Below are 21,131 nucleotides of genomic sequence, written 5' to 3'. Positions count from 1 at the left end.
AGCGTGTGCGCCTCCCATCACTCGCTCAAAGCGCGCGCAGCGCGACGTTAACCTGCCTTATAGCAAAAATGGAATAAACGATTGCCGTTGCCCTCCAGTTTCAGCTACTATGGGCGAGAGGATGGAGGGAGCATCGACAGCGATGTCCGGCGGGCTTACGAGGATGGCTCCCCCAAGCTCAAGGCGATCGCGCTTTCTCGCCTACGAATTTTGGCCACCCTTCCTCGGCGTGAGTGGCACGAAGGTTACTTCAAGAAGCTCTCTGGCAACTGTGACGGCCTTTGGGAGATCAGATTTCTGGCCGAGAACGTGCAGCAACGACCCCTCGGATTTCATATTACGGAAACTGAGTTCGTCATCCTTCTTTGGGCTCGCGAGAAGGGCGGCAAATTTGTTCCCAAGGCGGCATGCGAGATCGCGCTTAGGCGCAAAGCGGAACTCCTCCAGGACAGGAAACTAAAACATGACCTATGGCTCGCACTGGAGTGAAGCATTTCTGCAGCCGCTTTCTCAGCCTGACATCCGGAAGGAGTTCGTTGCTGACCAAGTGCGTGCCCGCATCGCCCAACTCATTCGCGTGCTGCGCGAGCAACCCGGTCGGGAATGGACGCAAGCTCAACTCGCCGAGCGCGCTGGCACGAGCCAGAATGTGATTTCTCGCTTCGAGGATCCGAACTACGGGAAGATGTCTCTGCAATCCCTGTTGGAGATCGCGGCAGCGCTCGATGTGCCGGTTTGGATCGACTTCCCTGAATGGAGCGATTGGCTCGCCGCAATTTCTGATTTTCCGAACAGCGGGACAAAGCGATCAGCTTTCGACGTAAACAAGCTGATGGAGCAAGGTGAGGCAGTGGTGGTGTCGGCTCCCCTCGGGAGCGCTGCAGCATCGGCAGCAAAAGCCGTTCGAAATATGCTGAGTAGTCAACCAGAGATCAGTTCGATCATGAATGCCGCAGTCAACGAGAACGCCACCGTGCCAAATCGCCCGTCTTACGGGCTGCTGGCCGAGAGAGCGTCAATGGCCAATGAGGTGACCCGAGGTTTGGCTGCATGAAGATACAACGCACTGAAGCTCAAGTTTGGTGGATTGCTATCGCCGACGAGCTTCGGCCTGTACGAGGTATTGATAGCCAGCTGGTAATCGGCGGACTGCAAGGTCTGTTTGGTTTTCCGGGGCCGCCAGCGCGCCTCGAAAATGGTGGCATTGAGTTCGCCGATGGCCGGATGTCTGAAGGTGCAGATCAGATACTGATCACAAAGATCGCTGCATTCGAGGATGGCATCAATATTCAGGTGCCAACTGATAGTGAGGACGCTGAAAAAGTCCTACAGCGAACCCTCGCTTTCTTCTTCAGCATAGGGGTTCGCCAGCCGACAACTCCTCCTGTGCACTTCTACCAGAGCATTGTGGTTGCGGACTTTGAAGGAAGTCTTGAGAAGTTTTTCCCATCACTCCTGCTGAAGAAAATCTCCAAGGCTCTGCCCGTTGGTCTCGCTACATCAGCGCTTTCGTTCAGTTTCAACACCGATCCCTTACAAATAGCTGACGCTCGGTGGCGCGGAATAAACCCGAGCATGTTCAAAATCGAGCGGCGAGCGTCTATTCCCTATGCGACCAATCGGTATTTTTGCCTAGCAAACATGAGTACAGCCGATCACATCGAGCTGCTAACTGAGTTCGAGCGCGTGGCTGTAAAGGTGGGCACGTAGCACTTAGGACCGCCGAGCGGCGACAGGATCGGGGCTGCTCGCTGAGAAGCCACGCCACGTGTTCCTTCGCGCTCCTCTGGAGACATCATACGGCGCGGGTCTAGATGCGCCCTCCTCGGCGCGTCCGACGCCTTAAGAATTCTTCCGGCTCAACACCCAATGTCGCAGCGAGCTTTCCGATTACTTTGAGGCTCACGTAGAACGACCCCTTCTCGATCTGGCTCAAATAGCTTCGGCTGATCTTAGCGTCATACGCGAGGTCATCCTGCGAGAACCCCTTCTCGGCTCGTATACGGCGCAAGTTGCTGGCAAACGTTTCACGCAAATCCATCCGGGCAAGGATGGCTATTGTTCAGTATATAGCACCTCGATATATTGAACAAAACGAAACCCGAGAGGAGATTTCCGTGTCGGCCAGCGCCGCAACCGAGCTTGATCAAGAACCGCGCCCCAACGCGGAGGCCCCTCGCCGCATGCTGAGCGTCGAACAGGTGTTGGAAATCCTGCCGCTAAGTCGGACGACGCTGTTCAGAATGGAGCGGGACGGAGTTTTTCCGCCCAGCCATAGTATCAGCGCCGGCAAGCGCGCTTGGTATGCGGATGAAGTATTGGCTTGGCAAAAGGCTCTGCCGCTCAACAATCGGATAAGCCGTCGCTCTGCTGCGTCGGGCCGTGTCAAGGGCAAAACCTAGCGATTTTAGACCCCTAGTCCGTCAGACTAGTGCGCCTACAAAAAATACCATCGCATAAGCGATTGATTTTATTGGAAAAATGGTCGGAGCGAGAGGATTTGAACCTCCGACCCCTAGTCTCCCAGACTAGTGCGCTAACCGGGCTGCGCCACGCTCCGAATGTCGTTCCATTAGCTAGGATCGCCGCTTTGCGCAAGGCGAGGTCACACCATTTTGGTGTATCCGCCCAAACCGCCCCCGGAACTGTCCGCAAAGCTGGCGAGAAGCGGCCCCTACCCGTCCTTCAGCGCCTGATCCAGCATCTCCTTAGCTGCGACGAGGTCGGCGAGTGCCCGCCCCAAGCGCTCCCGGTCAAGCGCGCTGGGGCCGGCGGGAGCGGCGGCGGCGCCGCCTTTGCGGAAGGTGGTGAGGATCTCCTCGTCGTCGATCTCGGTGAAGCGGAAGTCGATGCCTTCCTCCTCATCGCCCTGGAAGTCGTCGTCGTCGGTGTCGGTGATGCCCTTGATGGGCGCCTCGTCGTCGGGCTCCATCAGGCTCTGCCCGATGGCGTCCTCGATCGCTCCGAACGAGACCGCGGCCGCGCTGTCGGCGAGGCCCTGCACCGATTTGACGCCGTGCTCCTTCAGGATCCGCTGCACACCGCGGATGGTGTAGCCCTCGCCGTAGAGCAGCCGGCGGATGCCCTTGAGCAGGTCGACGTCGTCGGGGCGGTAATAGCGGCGGCCGCCGCTGCGCTTCATCGGCTTGATCTGGGAGAACCGGGTCTCCCAGAACCGCAGCACGTGCTGCGGAATGTCGAGTTCCTGCGCTACTTCGCTGATGGTTCGGAACGCATCCGGCGCCTTGTCCAAATGCCAGTCCTTTCCGAAGGCGGTTTAAGCCTCTTCTTGAGCCTTGGTGGCGTCGCCATTGGTGCGGTGCTGGGCATTGATCCGCTGCTTCAGGATCGCCGAGGGCTTGAACACCATGACGCGGCGCGGCGAGATCGGCACCTCGGTGCCGGTCTTCGGGTTGCGGCCGATACGCTGGCCCTTCTTGCGCACCATGAAGGAACCGAACGAAGACAATTTCACCGTCTCGCCCTTCTCCAGGCAGTCGGTGATCTCCTTCAGCACGAGTTCCACGAAGGCGGACGATTCCGTGCGCGACAGGCCTACCTTCTGGTAGACGGCTTCGCACAGATCAACTCGCGTTACGGTTTTACTAGTCTCGGTCATCGCCCTGCCCCACATCACGGCGAACAATTGTTGTCTGAAATTATGAGGTTACGATACGACGGTCAACTGCGCTCATCAATGCCGACGCATTCATAATCGGCGCTGATTCCGGCAAAATTTTATCTGATGTGGCTTACCAGCGCACCAGCGCGGAACCCCAGGTGAAACCGCCGCCCATGGCCTCCAGCAGAACCAGGTCGCCCTTCTTGATGCGGCCGTCCTTGCGCGCCGCCGATAGCGCCAGCGGGATCGAGGCGGCCGAGGTGTTGCCGTGACGGTCCACCGTCAGCACCACCTTCTCCGGCGCGATATGGAGCTTGTGCGCCGAGGCGTCGATGATGCGCTTGTTGGCCTGGTGCGGCACGAACCAGTCGATGCTGTCGGCATTGAGCCCGGTCGCGTTGAAGGCGTCGACGATGACGTCAGTGATCATGCCGACCGCGTGCTTGAAGACCTCGCGGCCCTCCATGCGCAGATGGCCGACGGTTTGGGTCGAGGACGGTCCGCCGTCGACGAACAGCTTGGCCTTGTGGCGGCCGTCGGAGCGCAAGTGCGTGGTGACGACGCCGCGGTCGGTCGCGGCATTGCCCGGCTGCTCCTGCGCCTCCAGCACCACGGCGCCGGCGCCGTCGCCGAACAGCACGCAGGTGCCGCGATCGTTCCAATCGAGGATGCGCGAGAAGGTCTCGGCACCAATCACCAGCGCGCGCTTGTAGGCGCCGGTGCGCAGGAAATTGTCCGCGGTGGCGAGCGCGAACACGAAGCCCGAGCACACCGCCTGGAGATCGAAGGCCGCGCCATGGTTGATACCGAGCCCGTGCTGCACCGCGACCGCCGTCGCGGGGAACGTGTTGTCCGGCGTCGAGGTCGCCAGCACGATCAGCTCGATCGATTGCGCGTCCACGCCGGCGTCAGTGAGCGCGGCCTGGGCCGCCTTGATCGCCAGGTGCGAGGTGAACTCGCCCTCGGCCGCGATGTGCCGTTCGCGAATGCCGGTGCGCTGGACGATCCACTCGTCGGAGGTGTCAATGCGCGCCGCCAATTGGGCGTTGGTCACTACCTGCTCCGGCAAGTAAGAGCCGCAGCCGAGCACGACCGAACGAATTTGAGTCACGAAACAGCCTCCTGCGCGGCCTGCACGGAACTGAGTGCACCACCCTCGCGGTTGAGCATCTGATTGATCTTGTTCAGGAGATCGTAGTGAGCCATCTCATAGCCAACATCGATCGCATAGGCAAAGCCTTCGGCGTTGGTTCCGCCATGGCTCTTGACCACCACCCCGTTCAGTCCCAGCAGCACGCCGCCATTGGACTTGTTGGGGTCCATCTTGTCGCGAAGGGCCTGGAAGGCGCTGCGCGCGAAGACATAGCCGAGCTTGGAGAGCCAGCTCCGCCGCATCTCGTTACGGAGCAATTCCGCCATCTGCCTCGCGGTTCCCTCGGCGGCCTTGAGCGCGATGTTGCCGCTGAAGCCCTCGGTCACGATCACGTCGGCCAGCCCCTTGCCGATGCCGTCGCCCTCGACGAAGCCGATATAGTCGAGCTCCGGCAGGTTCCTCGCCCGCAGGATCTCGCTGGCCTCGCGGATCTCCTCGTGCCCCTTGATCTCCTCGGCGCCGATATTGAGCAGCCCGACCGTGGGCCGAGCCTTGTTGAACAGCACGCTCGCCTTGGCCGCGCCCATCACCGCCATCGAGACCAGGTGGTGGGCATCGCCGCCGAGGGTGGCGCCGAGGTCGAGCACGACGGACTCGCCGCGCATGGTCGGCCAGATCGCGGAGATGGCCGGGCGATCGATGCCCGGCAGCGTCCGCAGATGGAAGCGCGCCATCGCCATCAGCGCGCCGGTATTGCCGGCGGAGATCGCGACGTCCGCCTCGCCTTTCTTGACCGCATCGATCGCGAGCCACATCGATGAGGTCTTGCGGCCGCGCCGCAGCGCCTGGCTCGGCTTGTCCTCCATGCTGACGGCGACGTCGGTATGCACAATCTTGGAGGCGGCTTTCAGCTTCGGGTGTCTATCGAGCTCGGGCTCGATCTTGGCGCGGTCGCCGACCAGGAGAAACTCGGTATCGCGATGCCTCTCAAGCGAGATAGCGGCGCCCGGAATGACCACGGCGGGGCCGACATCGCCTCCCATGGCGTCCAGCGCGATGCGAACCTTGCTTGGCATAAAAGTCCTGGAAACCTGGTCTGGTGCGGTCTTGGATCAGCGGGGCCGCAAAATGGGTTCGCCACGGACATGGCGACCGGCCAGGCGCCACGCCGCACCCGGACCGGGGCGCGACAATAGCGTTTTGTGCCCCCGAAACAACCTCTTGCCCCCAGCCTTTTGCATTCGGGGCGATCCGGCCACGAACCCCGTGTTTCGCAGGAAATACATTGAAATCAGAAGGATAAGCGGCTCTTTCAAACCATCAAGGCAAATGGCTCGCGTCCCCTTGCGAGGCCGTCACAAGCGGAAATGCCGCTATTGGCCCTTCTTCTTGTCCTGAAGCGCCTTCAGCGCCGCGAAGGGATGATCCTCGGGATCGGGAGCGGTGAGCTCCGCCTCGAACACGGCCCCCTCCTTGCGCGGATAGGGATCGATCGCCAGGAACAGCGCATCGGTGGCGAGGCGGCCGAGATCGATGATGCCGCCAGCGATCGGCTCGGGCGGGTCAGCGACCTCAGGCGGCTCGTCGTCCTGCCCCTCCTCGATCAGGTCGGCCAGGCGGCGCGCCTCGGCCTCGGGGGCGAACATCAGGTCCACCTCCTCCTCGATCTCGCTCTCGATCGGATCGAGCGTGACGACGCAGGTCTGGCCGATCCGACCGCGAACGAGGCCCGTCACCTGGACCCGCCCACCGCTTTTCGGCACGACATCAAAGCTGGCATGGGCGGACAGGATCTCGCGGAGGCCTGCGACCTCCGCCATGGCCTGCCGCTCAGCCGCCGAGGCCTCGAGCTCGCGATGCAGCCCGGCGTCGGGGATCTGCGCAACGATGACGGGTGCCCGCCAGGGATCGGGCTCGGATCCGGCATTCGGTCGGCTCATGGCGTGACATCCTCAGGAAGTGCTGGAGGAAACTTGAAGGCGGCGAGCAGCAGCGCGGCATCGTCGGTCCGGCCAAGATCGGCCTCACTGGCCCGGACATAGGCCGCAAGCCACTGCGCCTGGTCGAAGCCGGTCCCATTCAAGATATTCTTGCAGATCGCCGATGCCAGCGCCTCGCCGCCAGCCTCCATGGCCTGGTCATAGGCCTGGACGCGGCCGTAGAAGGCCTCGCCGAAGGCCCGCATCCGCTTCGGCACGGTCTGGTCGCCCACCCCCATCTCGCGCAGATTGTCGTCCATGTCCTCGCAGAAGCGGTCGAACAGCGCCTGGGACAGTTCGGTGGCGCCCTGAGCCGTGCGCAGGCGGCGCAGCAGCAGCCAGAGATGCAGCAGCAACAGGTCGAAACGCCCGTTAACCGTATCGGGCACGCCCAAGTCGCGGTAAAATATGGGTCCTCGCGCCTGCGTCACGATCATGCCATAGATGGCTTCAATGGTGCCCGGCGGGGTTCGCCGGGGTTTCCTGAAGTGATTGAACGGCCAAAGCATTGTGGTTTCCGCAAGCGGGCGCGCGCGTGTTGCATTCAGAGCCTCCGCCCGGTACTTCAGCGCCTCGCGCGACGCAAGGGGACGGAATCAGTTCCACTATGACAACAACCAACCAGACGAGCCTGCGCGCGGACAAGCGGCGCGGCCTTCACGCATGCTGGCGCGGCTTGCGCATGCTCGCGGCTACGGCCGTGGTCGGCGTAGCGCTTGCGGGCTGCACCGGCGAGCAGTTCCAGAAGGGGTACATCCTGCCGCCCGGCGCGCTCGAGCAGATTCCGATCGGTGCGAGCCAGGACCAGGTGCTGATCGTAATGGGCACGCCCTCCACCGTCGCGACCCTCGACGGTGAAGTGTTCTATTACATCTCGCAGCGCTCGGAGCGCCCGGTCGCCTTCATGAACCAGAAGGTGGTCGATCAGCGCGTGATCGCGATCTATTTCGACAAGAACCGGCGCGTGCGCCGGCTTGCGAATTACGGCCTCCAGGACGGCAAGATCTTCGACTTCATCAGCCGCACCACGCCGACCTCGGGTCAGGAGATGAGTTACCTCGCGCCGCTGTTCAAGCTGCTCAGCTTCAACTGAGGCTTCGCGGTATTTTCGAGCGAAGTGGATATCGGTTCGCGTCATAGGGCGCGCGCCAATTCCGCCGCAAGGTAAATCGCTTGAGCCTGCGGCTTCGTGCCGCCCTCCGCGCGGCACTTGCCGCCGCGCACGACTTGCGGCCGCACGAGCGGTTCCGTACCGTCCCAGCAAAGCAAGAAGCAGGGAGCGGATTCGTGCCCAAGAAAATTCAGAACACATTTCAGAACACCTTGTTGTCCCGCCGTCGCGTGCTCGCCGGCGCTGCCGGCCTTTCGGCCGCAACGATCCTGCCGCGATCGAGCCTTGCCGACTGGAAGCCCACCGAAAATGTCCGCCTCATCGTGCCGGCTGCGGCCGGCGGCTCGACCGACGTGATGGGCCGGCTCCTCGCCGCACATCTGCAAACCGCCTGGGGCCAGTCGGCGGTCGTGGAAAACCGCTCCGGCGGCGGCGGCACGATCGGCACGGCCGAGGCCGTGCGCGCCAAGCCGGATGGTCACACCATCCTGATCGGCAACCCGGGGCCGAACGCGATCGCCTACAGCATCTTCAAGAACCTGACCTACAAGCCGGACCAGCTGCAGCCGGTCTCGAACATGATCCGGATCCCGAACATCGTCTCGGCGCATCCGAAGACCGGCATCAAGTCGATCCCCGAGTTGATCGCTTACCTGAAGGCCAACCCGGACAAGCTCAGCTACGCCTCCTCGGGCGTCGGCCAGAGCCCTCACCTCACCGGCGCCTGGTTCCTGCAGCTCACCGGTCTCAAGATGACGCACATCCCGTTCCGGGGCGCCGGACCCGCGCTGCAAGCGGCCCTCGCCGGCGACATCCAGATCCTGTTCGACAATCTCTATCCGAGCCTGCCTCAGGTGCAGAACGGCACGCTCAACGGCCTCTGCGTGACCACGACCGAGCGCAGCGACCTCGCGCCGAACCTGCCGACCATGCGCGAGAGCGCGCCGGAATTGGCGAACTTCGACGTCTCGTCCTGGTTCTCCGTGTTCCTGCCGAAGGGTGTCTCGCCCGAGGTGCTCAACGCGCTCAATCTCCAAGTCAAGGCGATGCTGGAGCGCGACGACATCAAGAAGCAGATCGCCGCCATGGGCGCCCGCGCCGACTACGGCACGCCGCAGCAGTTCGCCGCCTTCGTGGACGCCGAAACGAAGAAGTTTGCCGGCATCATCCAGAAGGAAGGCCTGCAGATGGATGTGCAGTAGTTCTCTCCCTGTCATTGCGAGCGTAGCGAAGCAATCCAGAATCTCTCCGCGGAAAGACCCTGGATTGCTTCGTCGCAAGAGCTCCTCGCAATGACGTGGCGAGAGCGTCCAACTCATCAAACAAAAACCCCGCGGCTCGCGCCGTGGGGTTTTTTCTTCTCGTCATCGCCGCTCAGTGCGCCAGGATCGCCAGCAGCAGCAAGGCAACAATGTTGGTGATCTTGATCATCGGGTTCACCGCGGGTCCCGCCGTGTCCTTGTAGGGATCGCCGACGGTGTCGCCGGTCACCGCCGACTTGTGAGCATCAGAGCCCTTGCCGCCGAAATGACCGTCCTCGATGTACTTCTTGGCGTTGTCCCAGGCGCCGCCGCCCGAGGTCATGGAGATCGCGACGAACAGGCCCGTCACGATCACGCCGAGCAGCATAGCACCGACGGCGGAGAACGCGGCCGACTTGCCGGCCGCGCCACCGCCCGCGAGCGCGTAGATCAGGAAGTAGACGACGATCGGCGACAGCACCGGAAGCAGCGAGGGGATGATCATCTCCTTGATCGCCGCCTTGGTGAGCAGGTCGACCGCCTTGCCGTAGTCTGGCTTGTCGGTGCCCTGCATGATGCCCGGCTTTTCGCGGAACTGACGCCGCACCTCCTCGACGATCGCGCCGGCGGCGCGGCCGACCGCGGTCATGCCCAGCGCGCCGAACAGATACGGCAACAGGCCGCCGAACAAGAGGCCTACCACCACGTAGGGATTGTTGAGCGAGAAGTCCGGATTGACGCCGGCGAAGTAAGGATGCTGCCCGGACCCCGCAACGAAGAACTTGAGGTCCTGATTGTAGGCCGCGAACAGCACGAGGGCGCCGAGACCGGCGGAGCCGATCGCGTAACCTTTGGTCACTGCCTTGGTGGTGTTGCCGACCGCGTCGAGCGCATCGGTCGACTTGCGCACCTCCTTCGGCAGGCCCGCCATCTCGGCGATGCCGCCGGCATTGTCGGTGACGGGACCGAAGGCGTCGAGCGCGACGATCATGCCGGCCAGCGCCAGCATGGTGGCAGTCGCGATCGCGATGCCGAACAGGCCGGCGAGGCTGTAGGTGACCAGGATGCCGGCGATGATCACAATCGCGGGCAACGCGGTCGCTTCCATCGAGACGGCGAGGCCCTGGATCACGTTGGTGCCGTGGCCGGTGACCGAGGCCTGCGCGATCGACTTCACCGGACGATAGTCGGTTCCGGTGTAGTATTCGGTGATCCAGATGATCAGCGCGGTGACGACGAGGCCGACCACGCCGCATTCGAACAGCGCCATGCCGGTGTAGTCGACGCCATCGAGCTTGCCGAAGCCGATCAGGTAGTAGATCACCAGCGCGATGCCGATCAGGGAGAGGATGCCGGTCGCGATCAGGCCCTTGTAGAGCGCGCCCATGATCGACTGGCTCGGCCCGAGCTTGACGAAGAAGGTGCCGATGATCGAGGTAATGATGCAGATGCCGCCGATCGCGAGCGGCAGCGTCATCATATTGGCGAGGATCGGCGTCTTGGCGAAGAAGATCGCCGCCAAGACCATAGTGGCGACCGCGGTCACCGCATAGGTCTCGAACAGGTCGGCGGCCATGCCGGCGCAGTCGCCCACGTTGTCACCGACGTTGTCGGCGATGGTCGCGGGGTTGCGCGGATCGTCCTCGGGAATGCCGGCCTCGACCTTGCCGACGAGGTCGCCGCCGACGTCAGCACCCTTGGTGAAGATGCCGCCGCCAAGACGGGCGAAGATCGAGATCAGCGAGGCACCGAAGCCGAGCGCCACCATGGCGTCGACGACGGTGCGGCTGTCAGGCGCGAGCTTCAGCGAGTGGACCAGGAAGCCGAAATAGAGGGTCACGCCCAACAGCGCGAGACCGGCAACCAGAAGTCCGGTGATGGCGCCCGCCTTGAAGGCGAGCTCGAGGCCGCCGGCGAGCGACGTCGTTGCGGCCTGGGCGGTGCGCACATTGGCGCGGACCGAGACGTTCATGCCGATGAAGCCGGCCGCTCCCGACAGGACGGCGCCGATGGCAAAACCGATCGCGACATAGACCCCGAGGAAATAGGCAAGCAGCACGAAGATGACGATGCCGACGAGACCGATCGTGGTGTACTGGCGCCGCAGATACGCCTGTGCGCCTTCACGCACTGCGCCCGCGATCTCCTGCATGCGCGGCGACCCCGCATCCGCGCCCAACACCGAAGACGTCGCCCAAATCGCGTAGACGACGGAAAGCACTCCGCAGAGCACTATCAACCATAATGCTGTCATGTGATTTTTGCCTCAGATCCTTGATGTACCCCCGGCGCCTTTTGTTGTCCGTCGTGCGGTGCGGCGCCTTGATTTTGAACAAAGCCGCCCCCTTGCCCTAAAGGGGCGGCTCCAGTCGGTTGCGAGCTTGCCAAAATCAAATTGAGGGTGCAACGCCGGATAAGGCCGAAAACGCCGATCTCGGCAGGTATTTAGGACCAAGTGCTGCGAACTAAGATGCCGGTTTGGAGCAATTCCTAGAAGTGGCTGTAGGACAGCCGTGTCAAGAGCAGTTCCTGGCCCTGCCCGTCCAGGAAGCGCGGCCGCTCGTGCCCCTCCACGATCGTACCGATCGCGGTCACGGCAACGCCCATGACCTGCCCCGCGGCAATCAGCGCGTCGCTTTGCGAGGGCGGAACGGTGCACAGCACCTCGTAGTCATCGCCCCCCGCAAGCAGCGTCTCGACGCGAACGACGTTGCCGGCGAGCAGGCCGGCCGCCGCGGCCGAGAGTGGCACGCTTGTCACGTCGACCGAAGCCGAGACCCCGGACGCTGCACAGAGTTTGGTCAGGTCACCAGCGAGGCCGTCGGAAACGTCCATTGCGGCCGTCGCATGATCGCGCACCGCTCGCGCCAGCACGTTGCGCGGCTCCGGCAACCGATAGCGTGCGATGAGAAAATCCCGTGTAGCGGAATCGAATGTCAGCGCGCCAGCCGCGGCACCACCTCTGAGCACGTCGAGGCCGAGCGCGGCGTCGCCGATCGTCCCTGTCACCAGGATGCGGTCGCCCGGCCTTGCGCCGGTACGGCCGATCATCCGCCCCCGAGGCACACGGCCGAAGGCCGTGATCGAGATCATCTGTGGGCCCGGCGTCGACACCGTGTCGCCGCCGAGCAGAGGACAAGCGAAATTCTTTGCGTCCTCGCTCAACGCGTCCGCAAAGGGACGGAGCCAGGCATCCTCCTTGCTGCGCAATGCCAGCGTCAGCACGAAGCCTGCTGGCAACGCGCCCTTGGCGGCGAGATCGGACAGGTTCACCCGCAGCGCCTTGCGCGCGATGGTGTCAGGCGGATCGCTGGCAAGATAATGCACGCCCTCAACGACGGCGTCGGTGGTGACGACGATGTCCTCGCCGGACGAGGACAGCACCGCAGCGTCATCGACCAGCCCGAACGCGCCGGGATCGGTCGCCAGCGGCTTGAAATAGCGCGCGATGAGGGAGTCTTCGCCGGAGGGATTTTGCGTGCTTGCCATCGGCGTCAGCCTCAAACTCCGCTGTCATCGTCCGGCTTGACCGGGCGATCCAGTATTCCAGAGACGGTCGTGAAAAATCGATAGGCCGCGGCGTACTGGATCACCCGCCTTCGCGGGTGATGACAACGGAGTATGGGGCAGCCACATCGCATCAATTCACCGCCTTCGCGGAAAACTACCCCCGCCCGAACTCGTCCCCGCGAAACTGCCGGCCGATCTGGTCGAGCACCGCATTCACCATGCCGGTCTCCTCGCGGTCGACGAAGGCATTGGCGACGTCGACATATTCGGAGACCACCACCCGGCCCGGCACGTCCTTGCGGTGCTGGAGCTCATAGGCCCCGGCCCGCAGCACCGCGCGCAGGATGGCTTCGATCCGCTTCAAGGGCCAGCCCTTCGACAACGCCTCGTCGATCAGGGGATCGAGCTTCTTCTGGTCGCGCACGACGCCGGAGACGACGTCGCGGAAGAACGCGGCTTCAGCCGGCAGGTACGTGTCGCCCTCAACCTCGTTGCCGAGCCAATGGCTCTCGAACTCGGCGAAGATATCGTTGATGCCGGCGCCGGCGATGTCCATCTGGTACAACGCCTGCACGGCGGCGAGCCGCGCCGCGCCGCGCCGGTTTGCTTTCTTCTCTGGATTGCCAGCTGGTTTCTTGCTGTTGTCGGCCATGGCTTCAGGCCCGTGCCAGGCGGCGTTTGATGTGCAGCATCGCCAGCGCCGCGCGCGCGGCATCGCCGCCCTTGTTCAGTTCGCTGGCGCGCGCCCGCGCCCAGGCCTGCGCTTCGGTGTTGACGGTGAGAATGCCGTTGCCGAGCGGCAGCTTTCGCGCCACGGCGAGGTCCATCAGCGCGCGCGAGGATTCCTGCGACACGATCTCGAAATGAATGGTGTCGCCGCGGATCACGCAGCCAAGCGCGATTACCGCATCATAGGGCTTGCCGTTCGCCGCCGCGGCATCGACCGCGATGGCGACCGCCGCCGGAATCTCCAGCGCACCGGGAACCGTGATGACGTCATGCGTCAGGCCGGCCGCCTTCAGCTCGGCCACCGCGCCTTCGAGCAGCGCGTCCTGGAGATCGTCATAGAACCGTGCCTCGACTACAAGCGCGCGCGCGCCGGAAATGTCGGTCTGGTCCTTCAGGGGTGCGCGCCGCGCGTCTGCCATCGTTCAATCCGTTTCGAAAGGGGTTGGCGCGTTATGTAGTCGCCGTAGGCAGGTAAGCCAAGTTCAAAGAAACTGTCATTCCGGGGCGATCCGAAGCATCGAACACGGAATGACGGCTGTGCCGGTCACTTCATCTCCGTCAGCCGCGCCGCGTAGCGGGCCATCAGGTCGACCTCGATATTGACCTCGTCGTCCGCCTTCCAGGTGCCGATGGTCGTGACCGTCAGCGTGTGTGGGATGATCAGCACCGAAAAGGTCACGTCCGCAACCGTATTGATCGTGAGCGACACGCCGTCGAGCGTGATCGAGCCCTTGGTGGCAATGAACCGCGCCAGCTCCCGCGTCGTCGAGAGCACGAAGCGCGCCATATCAGGCAGGTCTTCGCGGCTGACAATGGTGGCGATCCCGTCTGCATGGCCGGCGACGATGTGGCCGCCGAGCTCGTCACCGATCTTCAGCGCGCGCTCGAGATTGAGCTTCGTCCCCACCTTCCAGTGCTTGGCCGTCGTCAGCGCCAGCGTCTCGGCTGCCGTGTCGACGTCGAACCACGTCCTGCCATCCGCAACGCCCGAGGCAACCACGGTCAGGCAGACGCCGTTGCAGGCGATCGAGGCGCCGTCGGCAATGGTGCTCTGATCGTAGCGGCAGGCGATGCGCAGGCGGTGCAGCTGCCCCTGCGCCGTCGGCGTGAAGCTGACGATCTCGCCGATATCGGTGACAATGCCGGTGAACATTACGGGCGCTCGTAGATGGTGAGAGTATCCTTGCCGAAGGTCTCGCTAGCATGAACCTTGTAGGCCTGCGACTGCGTGATTTTCGACAGGGGCAATGCATCGAGCGCATCGACGCCGCCTTCGCCGACCGCTTCCGCGCCGCGGAACAACCAGATCTCGTCGACGAGATCGGCCGCCACGAACGAAGCCGCAACACGGCTGCCCCCCTCGACCATCAGCCGCGTGATGCCCTTCTCGGCCAGCGCATCGAGCACGGCCGGTAGATCGAGCCCTGATGCACCTCGCGGAGGCACGCGCAACATTTGCGCGCCGGCCGCGCCAAGCCGCGTGGCAGCTGAGGCTTCGGCGAGCTCAGAACCAACCACCCAGAGCGGCGTCTCGCGCGCGGAGCGCACGAGCCGGCTCGATGCGGGAATGCGCAGGCTCTGGTCGAGCACGATACGCACCGGCGAGCGCGCCGCCATGCCCGGCAGGCGGCAGGTGAGAAGCGGATCGTCCGCCAGCACCGTGCCGATTCCGACCAGAAGGGCATCGCTCTGCGCGCGCAAAAGGTGCACGCGATCGCGCACGGCCTCGCCCGTGATCGCGACCGGCTTGCTGCCGGCCGCGCCGATCTTGCCGTCAGGCGATACCGCGAGCTTCAGGATCACATGCGGGCGCTTGTCCCGGATGCGGCGGAAATGGCCGGCATGATCGAACGCGGCCTCCGCCGCGCACAGCCCGACATCCACCGTGATGCCGGCTGCGCGCAGGCGCGCATGGCCCTGGCCCGCGACTTGGGGATTGGGATCCTCGATCGCCGCCACCACCCGCTTGATGCCGGCCGCGATCACCGCGTCGGCGCAAGGCGGCGACTTGCCGAAATGCGAGCACGGCTCCAGCGTGACATAGAGTGTGGCGCCCCGCGCCGCCTCGCCCGCGCGCCGTAGCGCCTCAGGCTCGCCGTGCGGCCGTCCTCCGGGCTGCGTCCAGCCGCGGCCGACGATGACGCCGTCCTTGACGATCACGGCGCCCACGGCCGGATTGGGCCAGGTGCGCCCTTGCCCGCGCTTACCCAGTGCCAGCGCAAGCTCCATGAAACGGCGGTCGGCCTCCTTGGCCTCGCGGGCCTGCCGCGCGAACTGATCCTCCAGGATGCGGAAGATCATTTGCGGATCGCGGCGAGCCGCGCTTCCTCCTCACCGGAGAGCTCGCCGAGCACGTCGGCGAAATCCTTGGCCTCGCGGAAATTGCGGTAGACCGAGGCAAAGCGCACATAGGCGACGTCGTCGAGCGTGCGCAGATGCTCCATCACGGTCTCGCCGATCACCTCCGAGGAGATCTCGGCCTCGCCCCCGGTCTCGAGCTCGCGCACGATGGTGGAGACCATCTTCTCCACCCTTTCAGGCTCGACCTGCCGCTTGCGCAGCGAAATCTGCACCGAGCGCATCAGCTTGTCGCGGTCGAACGGCACGCGGCGGCCGTTGCGCTTGATGACCGTGAGCTCGCGCAGCTGCACGCGCTCGAAGGTGGTGAAGCGGAAATTGCAGGCGACGCACACGCGCCGCCTGCGGATCACGGACGAGTCCTCGGTCGGACGCGAGTCCTTTACCTGCGTATCGAGACTGTTGCAGTTCGGGCAGCGCATCCGTGTACCTTGACCTTACTGGTAGATCGGGAACCGGTCGGTGAGCGCCTTGACCCGTTCCTTGATCGCAGCTTCGACCAGCGGCGCCTTGCCGTCGTCGGACTGCGCGATCGCGTTCAGGACCTCGGCGATCATGCCAGCGACCTGCTGGAATTCGGCGACACCGAAACCGCGAGTGGTCGCGGCCGGAGTGCCGAGACGCAGGCCCGAGGTGACGAAGGGCTTTTCGGGGTCGAACGGAATGCCGTTCTTGTTGCAGGTGATGGCGGCGCGGACCAGGGCCTTCTCCGAGACGTTGCCCTTCAGGCCCTTCGGCCTGAGGTCAACGAGCATCAGATGGTTGTCGGTACCACCCGAGACAATATCGAAGCCGTGGCCCTTCATCGCCTCCGCCAGCGCCTTGGCGTTCTCGACGACGTTCTTCGCATAAACCTTGAAGTCCGGACGCAGCGCCTCGCCGAAGGCGACCGCCTTCGCCGCAATCACGTGCATCAGAGGACCGCCTTGCAGGCCGGGGAAGATCGCCCCGTTGAGCTTCTTGGTCAGCGTCTCGTCATTCCACAGCATCAGGCCGCCACGCGGACCGCGCAGCGACTTGTGCGTCGTGGTGGTGGTGACGTGCGCATACGGCACCGGCGAAGCATGCACGCCGCCGGCGACGAGACCGGCGAAATGCGCCATGTCGACCAAGAGGTACGCGCCGACGCTGTCCGCTATTTCGCGGAAACGCTTGAAATCCCAGGCGCGCGAATAGGCGGAGCCGCCGGCGACGATCAGCTTCGGCTTGACCTCTTCAGCCTGCTTCTGGACCGCATCCATGTCGATGATCTGGTCCTCGCGGCGTACGGTGTAGTGCGCGGCCTTGAACCATTTGCCGCTCATGTTGACGGGCGAGCCGTGGGTGAGATGGCCGCCGGCGGCGAGATCGAGACCCATGAAGGTGTCGCCGGGCTGCAGCAGCGCCAGGAACACCGCCTGGTTCATCTGGCTGCCGGAGTTCGGCTGCACGTTGGCGAAATTGGCGCCGAACAACTTCTTGGCGCGATCGATCGCAAGGTTCTCGGCGACGTCGACCCACTCACAACCGCCGTAATAGCGCGCGCCCGGATAGCCTTCCGCATATTTGTTGGTCATCACCGAACCCTGCGCTTCCAGCACGGCCCGGCTGACGATGTTCTCGGAGGCGATCAGCTCGACCTCATGGCGCTGCCGGCCGAGCTCGCCCTTGATGGCGGCGGCGATTTCCGGATCGGCCTGCTCGAGCGAGGCGGTAAAAAACGAATCGGGCGCGGAGGCGGTTTTGGGTGCGGTCATCTTGCGAATATCTCCACCGCCGCAGCCTTTTGGCGGGCTACGGGCGGGTCTGGTGTGGCGGTCGGAAGCATGCGCGATCTACCACATCGCCCGCCCCCGGCCAAGCATTTGCGGGTCGGGCCTGATATTTATGCAAGATATGGGGGATTGGAGGTTTTCAGCCCGGAAGCGGTTCTATGGCACCACCCCTGAACTAGCGCAGCTTTGGCCTCTTCTCTCTACCCGGCGGAGCCAGTGTCGTTTCATAGCCCGGTATACCCCGCCTTCACCGGATCCACGCTGCCGTCGAGCTGGCGCAAGTAAGTCAGGCCGCACACTGTCAACCGATGGGTGTCCGTCTCGCCGGCTTCCATCAGGATGTTCAGGTAATTCGTCACCTTTTCCCGCGCCTCCTCACTCGCCGCCGCGGTGCGGTTGGCAAGCAGATCATAGGTCTGCATGATGCGGTCGATGGCGGTTTCCATGGCACCCTCTGGTTCGTCGCTATTTTGGGAGTCTTGATCAGGCAACCGCTCTGGCCTCGGTCTGCTGGAACTTGGCGATTGCCTTGTTCGCCAGCCTGATCTTGTTGAATTCGCCTTGCTGGAGCAGCTTGATGATGAGGCCGAGCAGGCGCTCGTTGGTAACGAGAGAGACGGGGATCGCGCCGGAATGGCGAAGAAAGTTCGCGGCGATGGCGTAGGCTTCGCTTACGAGTTCCACGTTCATCGCCTGAAGCCCGCGCTCGACCAGCATCGACGTTTCTCCGATCCGAAGGAGATAAGCGCCGGGCCCGGAACTGGTTCCTCGCGCCCGAGACATTTTTTCGCAGGTGCAAAATATGGAACGCACCGGTCCGGGAGTAGTCCGGGCCGGCGCGCTTGGGGAAGTCAGGCACGTTCGGGAGACTTGCCGGTCTTGTTGTCGGGCCGGCTTGGCCTTGTCCCTTGGAAAGATCAGAGGCGATACAGGATCTGGTCGGTCCAGAACCGCTCGAGGCGGTGCAGCGATTTGTTGAGGGTCGAGAACTCCTCGCCGGAGATGCCACCGACCTGCTCCACCGTCTTGACGTGCTTCTGGTAGAGCGCCTCGACGATGCGGCGGACTTCCTGGCCCTGCGGGGTCAGGCGGATGCGCACCGAGCGGCGATCGACGCGCGAGCGCTGATGATCGAGGAAGCCGAGCTCGACGAGCTTCTTTAGATTGTAGGAGACGTTGGAGCCGAGATAGTAACCGCGCGTGCGCAGCTCGCCCGCGGTCAGCTCCTTGTCGCCGATGTTGTACAGCAAGAGCGCCTGGACCGAGTTGATGTCCGCACGGCCGCGGCGATCGAATTCATCCTTGATGACGTCGAGGAGCCGGCGATGCAGCCGCTCCACCAGAGTCAAAGCTTCCAGATAGAGCGACTGCACCGAACCCTGCTGGCCGGAGACGCGCTCTGCGGTATCTGCCGCAGTTGCGACGGCTTTCATCATGACACTTCCCCTGTTGTCGTTTTTATCGACACTTATTCGACGAAACTTGTGTCCCGTCTGATAGGTGCAACTTAAGGGGCGCGTTTGAAGATCGGCTTAAATAAGAGAATAAAGAGATCATGAATTTAAGACAGTGAATTGCGGATTAAGCCTGTGCCACAAGCACTTTTCGAAAGCCTCTGTTGACCTTCGCAAGGTCCTGTTCACCCTCCGTCCGCCGCTGTTGTCGCATTCCAGCACAGCCCCGCCCCGTTTCGAAACGAGCGCGTAACAGCTGTGGCGGAACCGGCTGGTCAATGAAAACTTACCGCAAATTTTAGGCAACCAACGGTCAACCAAGCGCAACATTCTCGTGTCCCGGACAAGATGCAACGCGCAGCGATGCATCGCAGAGCCGGGATCCAGAAAGCCGCAAGCGAGATGTTCGAGAGATGGGCCCCGGCTCTGCAGCGCACCGCTGAAGTAGCGCTGCGCTGGCGTCCGGGGGCACGAGAGCATCGCGCGTCGAGAAATGCTGCTACGGCGGCCGTTCGCGCGCGGCCATCCAGGCGAGCGCAAGATAGGCGGCAAGCATGAAGACCTCGACGCCGACCACGACCAGGCTACCGCCGTAGATTCCCGGGAACATCAACTCGATCACGGCCATCGACACCACGGTCGTCAGCCACACCACCGCGCCCCAGGGCGTCGCGAGCCACAGGCCGACGGCGGCGACGAGCTCGATCACGGCGAAGTAGACGGTCGCGGCCTGCCAGGCCATCGACTGGTTCTCGAAGGCCTCGTCCTCGCCGCCGACAAAGCCCGTGACCTGCGCCCAGTGATAGAGGCCCTTGAGGATCGAAAGCAGCGCCATCACCCGGAGGAACAGCACCAGCCGGCGCGTCCACACATTGTCGTCGGACTCTGAGCGCTCCGACGAGATCGCCGCCACCGACAGTGCACTGTCTCTGGCATTGTCTCGGGCGGCGTCCCTGGCATTGGTGTTGTCGCGGGTCGCATCGCGGGTGGATATCTCGGACATGGCCCCTTCTGGCTGCTTCGTCCCGCAAAATCAATCGGCTGCCATCCCTTGCGGCAGGTCAAGCCGCGGTGGCGGGAACCATGCGAGCTGGTATAAGAATAATTCCAGCCGGAGGAAGAGTGATGGCGATCAAATACGGACGTCCGATCGAATTGCGTGAGGTTTCGCGCAAGGATGGCGGAGCGGCCTCCCCTGCCCTCGATCTGCCCGTCCGACCGCGCCGCAACCGCAAGGCCGAGTGGGCCCGGCGGATGGTGCGCGAGAACGTCCTCACCACCGACGATCTGATCTGGCCGCTGTTCCTGATCGACGGCCACAACAAGCGCGAGCAGGTCGCTTCGATGCCGGGCGTCGACCGGCTCAGCGTCGATCAGGCGGTGCGCGAGGCCGAGCGCGCAATGAAGCTGACGATCCCCTGCATTGCGCTGTTTCCCTACACCGATCCCTCCTTGCGCGACGAAGAGGGCTCGGAAGCCACCAATCCGAACAACCTGGTCTGTCAGGCCGTGCGCGCGATCAAGAAGGAGTTTCCGGAGATCGGCGTCCTCTGCGATGTCGCGCTCGATCCCTTCACCAGCCACGGCCATGACGGCCTGATCTCCGACGGCAAGATCTTGAACGACGAGACGGTGGCAGTGCTCGTGCGCCAGGCGCTGGTGCAGGCCGAAGCCGGCTGCGACATCATCGCGCCCTCCGACATGATGGACGGCCGCGTCGCAGCGATCCGCGAGGGGCTGGATCGCTCAGGTCTGCTCGACGTCCAGATCATGGCCTATGCGGCCAAATACGCCTCCGCCTTCTACGGACCGTTCCGCGACGCCATCGGCTCGGCCAAGACGCTGACAGGCGACAAGCGCACCTATCAGATGGACAGCGCCAACACCGATGAAGCACTGCGCGAGGTCGAGCTCGACATCGCCGAGGGTGCCGACATGGTGATGGTGAAGCCCGGCATGCCCTATCTCGACGTGGTCCGCCGCGTGAAGGACACGTTTGCGATGCCGACCTTCGCCTACCAGGTCTCCGGCGAATACGCGATGATCGCCGCCGCCGCCAACAACGGCTGGCTCGACGGCGAACGCGCCATGATGGAAAGCCTGCTCGCCTTCAAGCGCGCCGGCGCCGACGGCGTGCTGAGCTATTTTGCGCCAAAGGCGGCGGAGAAGCTGCGCGCGCAGGGATGAGGTGCTTCGTCCACTCTATCCGTCCTCCCGTGCCTCGGACGCAATGCAGCACGGCGCACTTGCGACGTGATGCGTTGCAGAGCCGGGGCTCCA

Annotated in this window: 26 protein-coding genes and 1 tRNA gene; 7 read left to right on the top strand and 20 right to left on the bottom strand. The window is 63.6% G+C overall.

Annotation, left to right across the window (positions count from 1 at the left end):
- Nucleotides 1-81 precede the first annotated feature (81 nt).
- From P6U29_RS19475 to P6U29_RS19465, 3 genes are read left to right on the top strand one after another with little or no spacing between them, the layout of a single operon-like run.
- Entirely contained in the window at nucleotides 82-489 is a 408-nt protein-coding gene (locus P6U29_RS19475; protein ID WP_407119031.1) for a hypothetical protein, read from the top strand.
- Nucleotides 464-1,054 carry a helix-turn-helix domain-containing protein gene (locus tag P6U29_RS19470; RefSeq protein ID WP_407119030.1) on the top strand — a complete coding sequence of 197 codons (591 nt, stop codon included), beginning with the start codon at nucleotides 464-466 and terminating at the stop codon, nucleotides 1,052-1,054. Before P6U29_RS19475 ends, P6U29_RS19470 begins: the two co-directional genes overlap by 26 nt.
- Complete coding sequence (locus P6U29_RS19465) at nucleotides 1,051-1,710, top strand: hypothetical protein (RefSeq protein ID WP_407119029.1); 660 nt, start codon at nucleotides 1,051-1,053, stop codon at nucleotides 1,708-1,710. The genes P6U29_RS19470 and P6U29_RS19465 overlap by 4 nt, the downstream gene beginning before the upstream one ends.
- Nucleotides 1,711-1,810: 100 nt before the next feature.
- On the opposite strand, the gene P6U29_RS19460 is transcribed toward P6U29_RS19465, so the two are convergent.
- A complete protein-coding gene (locus tag P6U29_RS19460; protein ID WP_407119028.1) occupies nucleotides 1,811-2,041 on the bottom strand; it encodes a helix-turn-helix domain-containing protein in 231 nt (76 codons plus the stop codon).
- Nucleotides 2,042-2,117: 76 nt separating this feature from the next.
- Here P6U29_RS19460 and P6U29_RS19455 point away from each other — a divergent pair, with 76 nt between their 5' ends.
- On the top strand, nucleotides 2,118-2,402 hold the full coding sequence (locus P6U29_RS19455; RefSeq protein WP_407119027.1) for a helix-turn-helix transcriptional regulator: 285 nt from the start codon (nucleotides 2,118-2,120) through the stop codon (nucleotides 2,400-2,402).
- Nucleotides 2,403-2,482: 80 nt separating this feature from the next.
- Here the strand turns inward: P6U29_RS19455 and P6U29_RS19450 are convergent.
- The 7 genes from P6U29_RS19450 to P6U29_RS19420 form a co-directional block, all read right to left on the bottom strand.
- Nucleotides 2,483-2,560, bottom strand: a tRNA-Pro gene (locus P6U29_RS19450).
- Between the two features lie 114 nt (nucleotides 2,561-2,674).
- Entirely contained in the window at nucleotides 2,675-3,253 is a 579-nt protein-coding gene (locus tag P6U29_RS19445) for a MerR family transcriptional regulator (protein ID WP_407119026.1), read from the bottom strand.
- Nucleotides 3,254-3,277: 24 nt separating this feature from the next.
- Nucleotides 3,278-3,619, bottom strand: coding sequence for an integration host factor subunit alpha (locus tag P6U29_RS19440; protein ID WP_407119025.1), 342 nt, complete (start codon nucleotides 3,617-3,619; stop codon nucleotides 3,278-3,280).
- Nucleotides 3,620-3,752: 133 nt separating this feature from the next.
- Nucleotides 3,753-4,733, bottom strand: coding sequence for a beta-ketoacyl-ACP synthase III (locus tag P6U29_RS19435; protein ID WP_407119024.1), 981 nt, complete (start codon nucleotides 4,731-4,733; stop codon nucleotides 3,753-3,755).
- Nucleotides 4,730-5,791: a phosphate acyltransferase PlsX gene (gene plsX / locus P6U29_RS19430; RefSeq protein ID WP_407119023.1), complete on the bottom strand. Its 1,062-nt coding sequence runs from the start codon at nucleotides 5,789-5,791 to the stop codon at nucleotides 4,730-4,732. Before plsX ends, P6U29_RS19435 begins: the two co-directional genes overlap by 4 nt.
- Before the next feature lie 297 nt (nucleotides 5,792-6,088).
- Complete coding sequence (locus P6U29_RS19425) at nucleotides 6,089-6,655, bottom strand: YceD family protein (protein ID WP_407119022.1); 567 nt, start codon at nucleotides 6,653-6,655, stop codon at nucleotides 6,089-6,091.
- Nucleotides 6,652-7,203 (bottom strand): ubiquinol-cytochrome C chaperone family protein, encoded by a 552-nt coding sequence (locus P6U29_RS19420; RefSeq protein WP_407119021.1) that lies wholly within the window; start codon nucleotides 7,201-7,203, stop codon nucleotides 6,652-6,654. The genes P6U29_RS19425 and P6U29_RS19420 overlap by 4 nt, the downstream gene beginning before the upstream one ends.
- Nucleotides 7,204-7,301: 98 nt before the next feature.
- Here P6U29_RS19420 and P6U29_RS19415 point away from each other — a divergent pair, with 98 nt between their 5' ends.
- Nucleotides 7,302-7,787, top strand: a complete 486-nt coding sequence (locus P6U29_RS19415) for an outer membrane protein assembly factor BamE (RefSeq protein WP_027577348.1) — start codon at nucleotides 7,302-7,304, stop codon at nucleotides 7,785-7,787.
- A gap of 194 nt (nucleotides 7,788-7,981) precedes the next feature.
- Nucleotides 7,982-9,007 carry a Bug family tripartite tricarboxylate transporter substrate binding protein gene (locus P6U29_RS19410; protein ID WP_407119020.1) on the top strand — a complete coding sequence of 342 codons (1,026 nt, stop codon included), beginning with the start codon at nucleotides 7,982-7,984 and terminating at the stop codon, nucleotides 9,005-9,007.
- A gap of 172 nt (nucleotides 9,008-9,179) precedes the next feature.
- On the opposite strand, the gene P6U29_RS19405 is transcribed toward P6U29_RS19410, so the two are convergent.
- The 12 genes from P6U29_RS19405 to P6U29_RS19350 form a co-directional block, all read right to left on the bottom strand.
- On the bottom strand, nucleotides 9,180-11,300 hold the full coding sequence (locus P6U29_RS19405; protein ID WP_407119019.1) for a sodium-translocating pyrophosphatase: 2,121 nt from the start codon (nucleotides 11,298-11,300) through the stop codon (nucleotides 9,180-9,182).
- Nucleotides 11,301-11,536: 236 nt separating this feature from the next.
- Complete coding sequence (gene thiL, locus P6U29_RS19400; protein WP_407119018.1) at nucleotides 11,537-12,535, bottom strand: thiamine-phosphate kinase; 999 nt, start codon at nucleotides 12,533-12,535, stop codon at nucleotides 11,537-11,539.
- A gap of 175 nt (nucleotides 12,536-12,710) precedes the next feature.
- Complete coding sequence (nusB, locus tag P6U29_RS19395) at nucleotides 12,711-13,208, bottom strand: transcription antitermination factor NusB (protein ID WP_027573694.1); 498 nt, start codon at nucleotides 13,206-13,208, stop codon at nucleotides 12,711-12,713.
- Between the two features lie 4 nt (nucleotides 13,209-13,212).
- Nucleotides 13,213-13,704 carry a 6,7-dimethyl-8-ribityllumazine synthase gene (ribH, locus tag P6U29_RS19390; protein ID WP_407119017.1) on the bottom strand — a complete coding sequence of 164 codons (492 nt, stop codon included), beginning with the start codon at nucleotides 13,702-13,704 and terminating at the stop codon, nucleotides 13,213-13,215.
- A gap of 125 nt (nucleotides 13,705-13,829) precedes the next feature.
- A complete protein-coding gene (locus P6U29_RS19385; RefSeq protein WP_407119016.1) occupies nucleotides 13,830-14,438 on the bottom strand; it encodes a riboflavin synthase in 609 nt (202 codons plus the stop codon).
- Complete coding sequence (gene ribD, locus P6U29_RS19380) at nucleotides 14,438-15,586, bottom strand: bifunctional diaminohydroxyphosphoribosylaminopyrimidine deaminase/5-amino-6-(5-phosphoribosylamino)uracil reductase RibD (protein ID WP_407119015.1); 1,149 nt, start codon at nucleotides 15,584-15,586, stop codon at nucleotides 14,438-14,440. Before ribD ends, P6U29_RS19385 begins: the two co-directional genes overlap by 1 nt.
- Nucleotides 15,583-16,065 (bottom strand): transcriptional regulator NrdR, encoded by a 483-nt coding sequence (gene nrdR / locus P6U29_RS19375; RefSeq protein ID WP_011087793.1) that lies wholly within the window; start codon nucleotides 16,063-16,065, stop codon nucleotides 15,583-15,585. The genes ribD and nrdR overlap by 4 nt, the downstream gene beginning before the upstream one ends.
- 15 nt (nucleotides 16,066-16,080) lie before the next feature.
- The gene (glyA, locus tag P6U29_RS19370; RefSeq protein ID WP_407119014.1) at nucleotides 16,081-17,379 is read right to left on the bottom strand and encodes a serine hydroxymethyltransferase; all 1,299 of its coding nucleotides are present in this window, start codon (nucleotides 17,377-17,379) and stop codon (nucleotides 16,081-16,083) included.
- Nucleotides 17,380-17,621: 242 nt separating this feature from the next.
- Complete coding sequence (locus tag P6U29_RS19365; RefSeq protein WP_407119013.1) at nucleotides 17,622-17,843, bottom strand: hypothetical protein; 222 nt, start codon at nucleotides 17,841-17,843, stop codon at nucleotides 17,622-17,624.
- A gap of 37 nt (nucleotides 17,844-17,880) precedes the next feature.
- On the bottom strand, nucleotides 17,881-18,114 hold the full coding sequence (locus P6U29_RS19360) for a hypothetical protein (RefSeq protein WP_407119012.1): 234 nt from the start codon (nucleotides 18,112-18,114) through the stop codon (nucleotides 17,881-17,883).
- A 200-nt stretch (nucleotides 18,115-18,314) separates the two neighbouring features.
- Nucleotides 18,315-18,833: a transcriptional regulator LdtR gene (ldtR, locus tag P6U29_RS19355; RefSeq protein WP_407119011.1), complete on the bottom strand. Its 519-nt coding sequence runs from the start codon at nucleotides 18,831-18,833 to the stop codon at nucleotides 18,315-18,317.
- 517 nt (nucleotides 18,834-19,350) lie between these two features.
- Nucleotides 19,351-19,854: a DUF6163 family protein gene (locus tag P6U29_RS19350; protein WP_407119010.1), complete on the bottom strand. Its 504-nt coding sequence runs from the start codon at nucleotides 19,852-19,854 to the stop codon at nucleotides 19,351-19,353.
- A gap of 122 nt (nucleotides 19,855-19,976) precedes the next feature.
- On the opposite strand from P6U29_RS19350, the gene hemB reads away from it, so the two are divergent.
- Nucleotides 19,977-21,038 carry a porphobilinogen synthase gene (hemB, locus tag P6U29_RS19345; protein WP_407119009.1) on the top strand — a complete coding sequence of 354 codons (1,062 nt, stop codon included), beginning with the start codon at nucleotides 19,977-19,979 and terminating at the stop codon, nucleotides 21,036-21,038.
- Nucleotides 21,039-21,131 lie beyond the last annotated feature (93 nt).

Origin of the sequence: Bradyrhizobium sp. LMG 9283 (assembly GCF_045571415.1) — a bacterium.
Classification (GTDB): Bacteria; Pseudomonadota; Alphaproteobacteria; order Rhizobiales; family Xanthobacteraceae; genus Bradyrhizobium.
The sequence above is the reverse complement of the archived record's forward strand: the minus strand, read 5'-3'. Positions and strand labels throughout refer to the sequence as shown.

What these genes read in the sequence shown, in the direction of transcription:
- plsX (WP_407119023.1), bottom strand. Translation starts at nt 5,791, where the DNA reads ATGCCAAGCAAGGTTCGCATCGCGCTGGACGCCATGGGAGGCGATGTC.
- ldtR (WP_407119011.1), bottom strand. Translation starts at nt 18,833, where the DNA reads ATGATGAAAGCCGTCGCAACTGCGGCAGATACCGCAGAGCGCGTCTCC.
- P6U29_RS19420 (WP_407119021.1), bottom strand. Translation starts at nt 7,203, where the DNA reads ATGCTTTGGCCGTTCAATCACTTCAGGAAACCCCGGCGAACCCCGCCG.
- P6U29_RS19350 (WP_407119010.1), bottom strand. Translation starts at nt 19,854, where the DNA reads ATGTCCGAGATATCCACCCGCGATGCGACCCGCGACAACACCAATGCC.
- thiL (WP_407119018.1), bottom strand. Translation starts at nt 12,535, where the DNA reads ATGGCAAGCACGCAAAATCCCTCCGGCGAAGACTCCCTCATCGCGCGC.
- nusB (WP_027573694.1), bottom strand. Translation starts at nt 13,208, where the DNA reads ATGGCCGACAACAGCAAGAAACCAGCTGGCAATCCAGAGAAGAAAGCA.
- glyA (WP_407119014.1), bottom strand. Translation starts at nt 17,379, where the DNA reads ATGACCGCACCCAAAACCGCCTCCGCGCCCGATTCGTTTTTTACCGCC.
- P6U29_RS19405 (WP_407119019.1), bottom strand. Translation starts at nt 11,300, where the DNA reads ATGACAGCATTATGGTTGATAGTGCTCTGCGGAGTGCTTTCCGTCGTC.
- P6U29_RS19385 (WP_407119016.1), bottom strand. Translation starts at nt 14,438, where the DNA reads ATGTTCACCGGCATTGTCACCGATATCGGCGAGATCGTCAGCTTCACG.
- ribD (WP_407119015.1), bottom strand. Translation starts at nt 15,586, where the DNA reads ATGATCTTCCGCATCCTGGAGGATCAGTTCGCGCGGCAGGCCCGCGAG.
- P6U29_RS19440 (WP_407119025.1), bottom strand. Translation starts at nt 3,619, where the DNA reads ATGACCGAGACTAGTAAAACCGTAACGCGAGTTGATCTGTGCGAAGCC.
- P6U29_RS19360 (WP_407119012.1), bottom strand. Translation starts at nt 18,114, where the DNA reads ATGCTGGTCGAGCGCGGGCTTCAGGCGATGAACGTGGAACTCGTAAGC.
- P6U29_RS19415 (WP_027577348.1), top strand. Translation starts at nt 7,302, where the DNA reads ATGACAACAACCAACCAGACGAGCCTGCGCGCGGACAAGCGGCGCGGC.
- nrdR (WP_011087793.1), bottom strand. Translation starts at nt 16,065, where the DNA reads ATGCGCTGCCCGAACTGCAACAGTCTCGATACGCAGGTAAAGGACTCG.
- hemB (WP_407119009.1), top strand. Translation starts at nt 19,977, where the DNA reads ATGGCGATCAAATACGGACGTCCGATCGAATTGCGTGAGGTTTCGCGC.
- P6U29_RS19460 (WP_407119028.1), bottom strand. Translation starts at nt 2,041, where the DNA reads ATGGATTTGCGTGAAACGTTTGCCAGCAACTTGCGCCGTATACGAGCC.
- P6U29_RS19365 (WP_407119013.1), bottom strand. Translation starts at nt 17,843, where the DNA reads ATGGAAACCGCCATCGACCGCATCATGCAGACCTATGATCTGCTTGCC.
- P6U29_RS19425 (WP_407119022.1), bottom strand. Translation starts at nt 6,655, where the DNA reads ATGAGCCGACCGAATGCCGGATCCGAGCCCGATCCCTGGCGGGCACCC.
- P6U29_RS19470 (WP_407119030.1), top strand. Translation starts at nt 464, where the DNA reads ATGACCTATGGCTCGCACTGGAGTGAAGCATTTCTGCAGCCGCTTTCT.
- ribH (WP_407119017.1), bottom strand. Translation starts at nt 13,704, where the DNA reads ATGGCAGACGCGCGGCGCGCACCCCTGAAGGACCAGACCGACATTTCC.
- P6U29_RS19465 (WP_407119029.1), top strand. Translation starts at nt 1,051, where the DNA reads ATGAAGATACAACGCACTGAAGCTCAAGTTTGGTGGATTGCTATCGCC.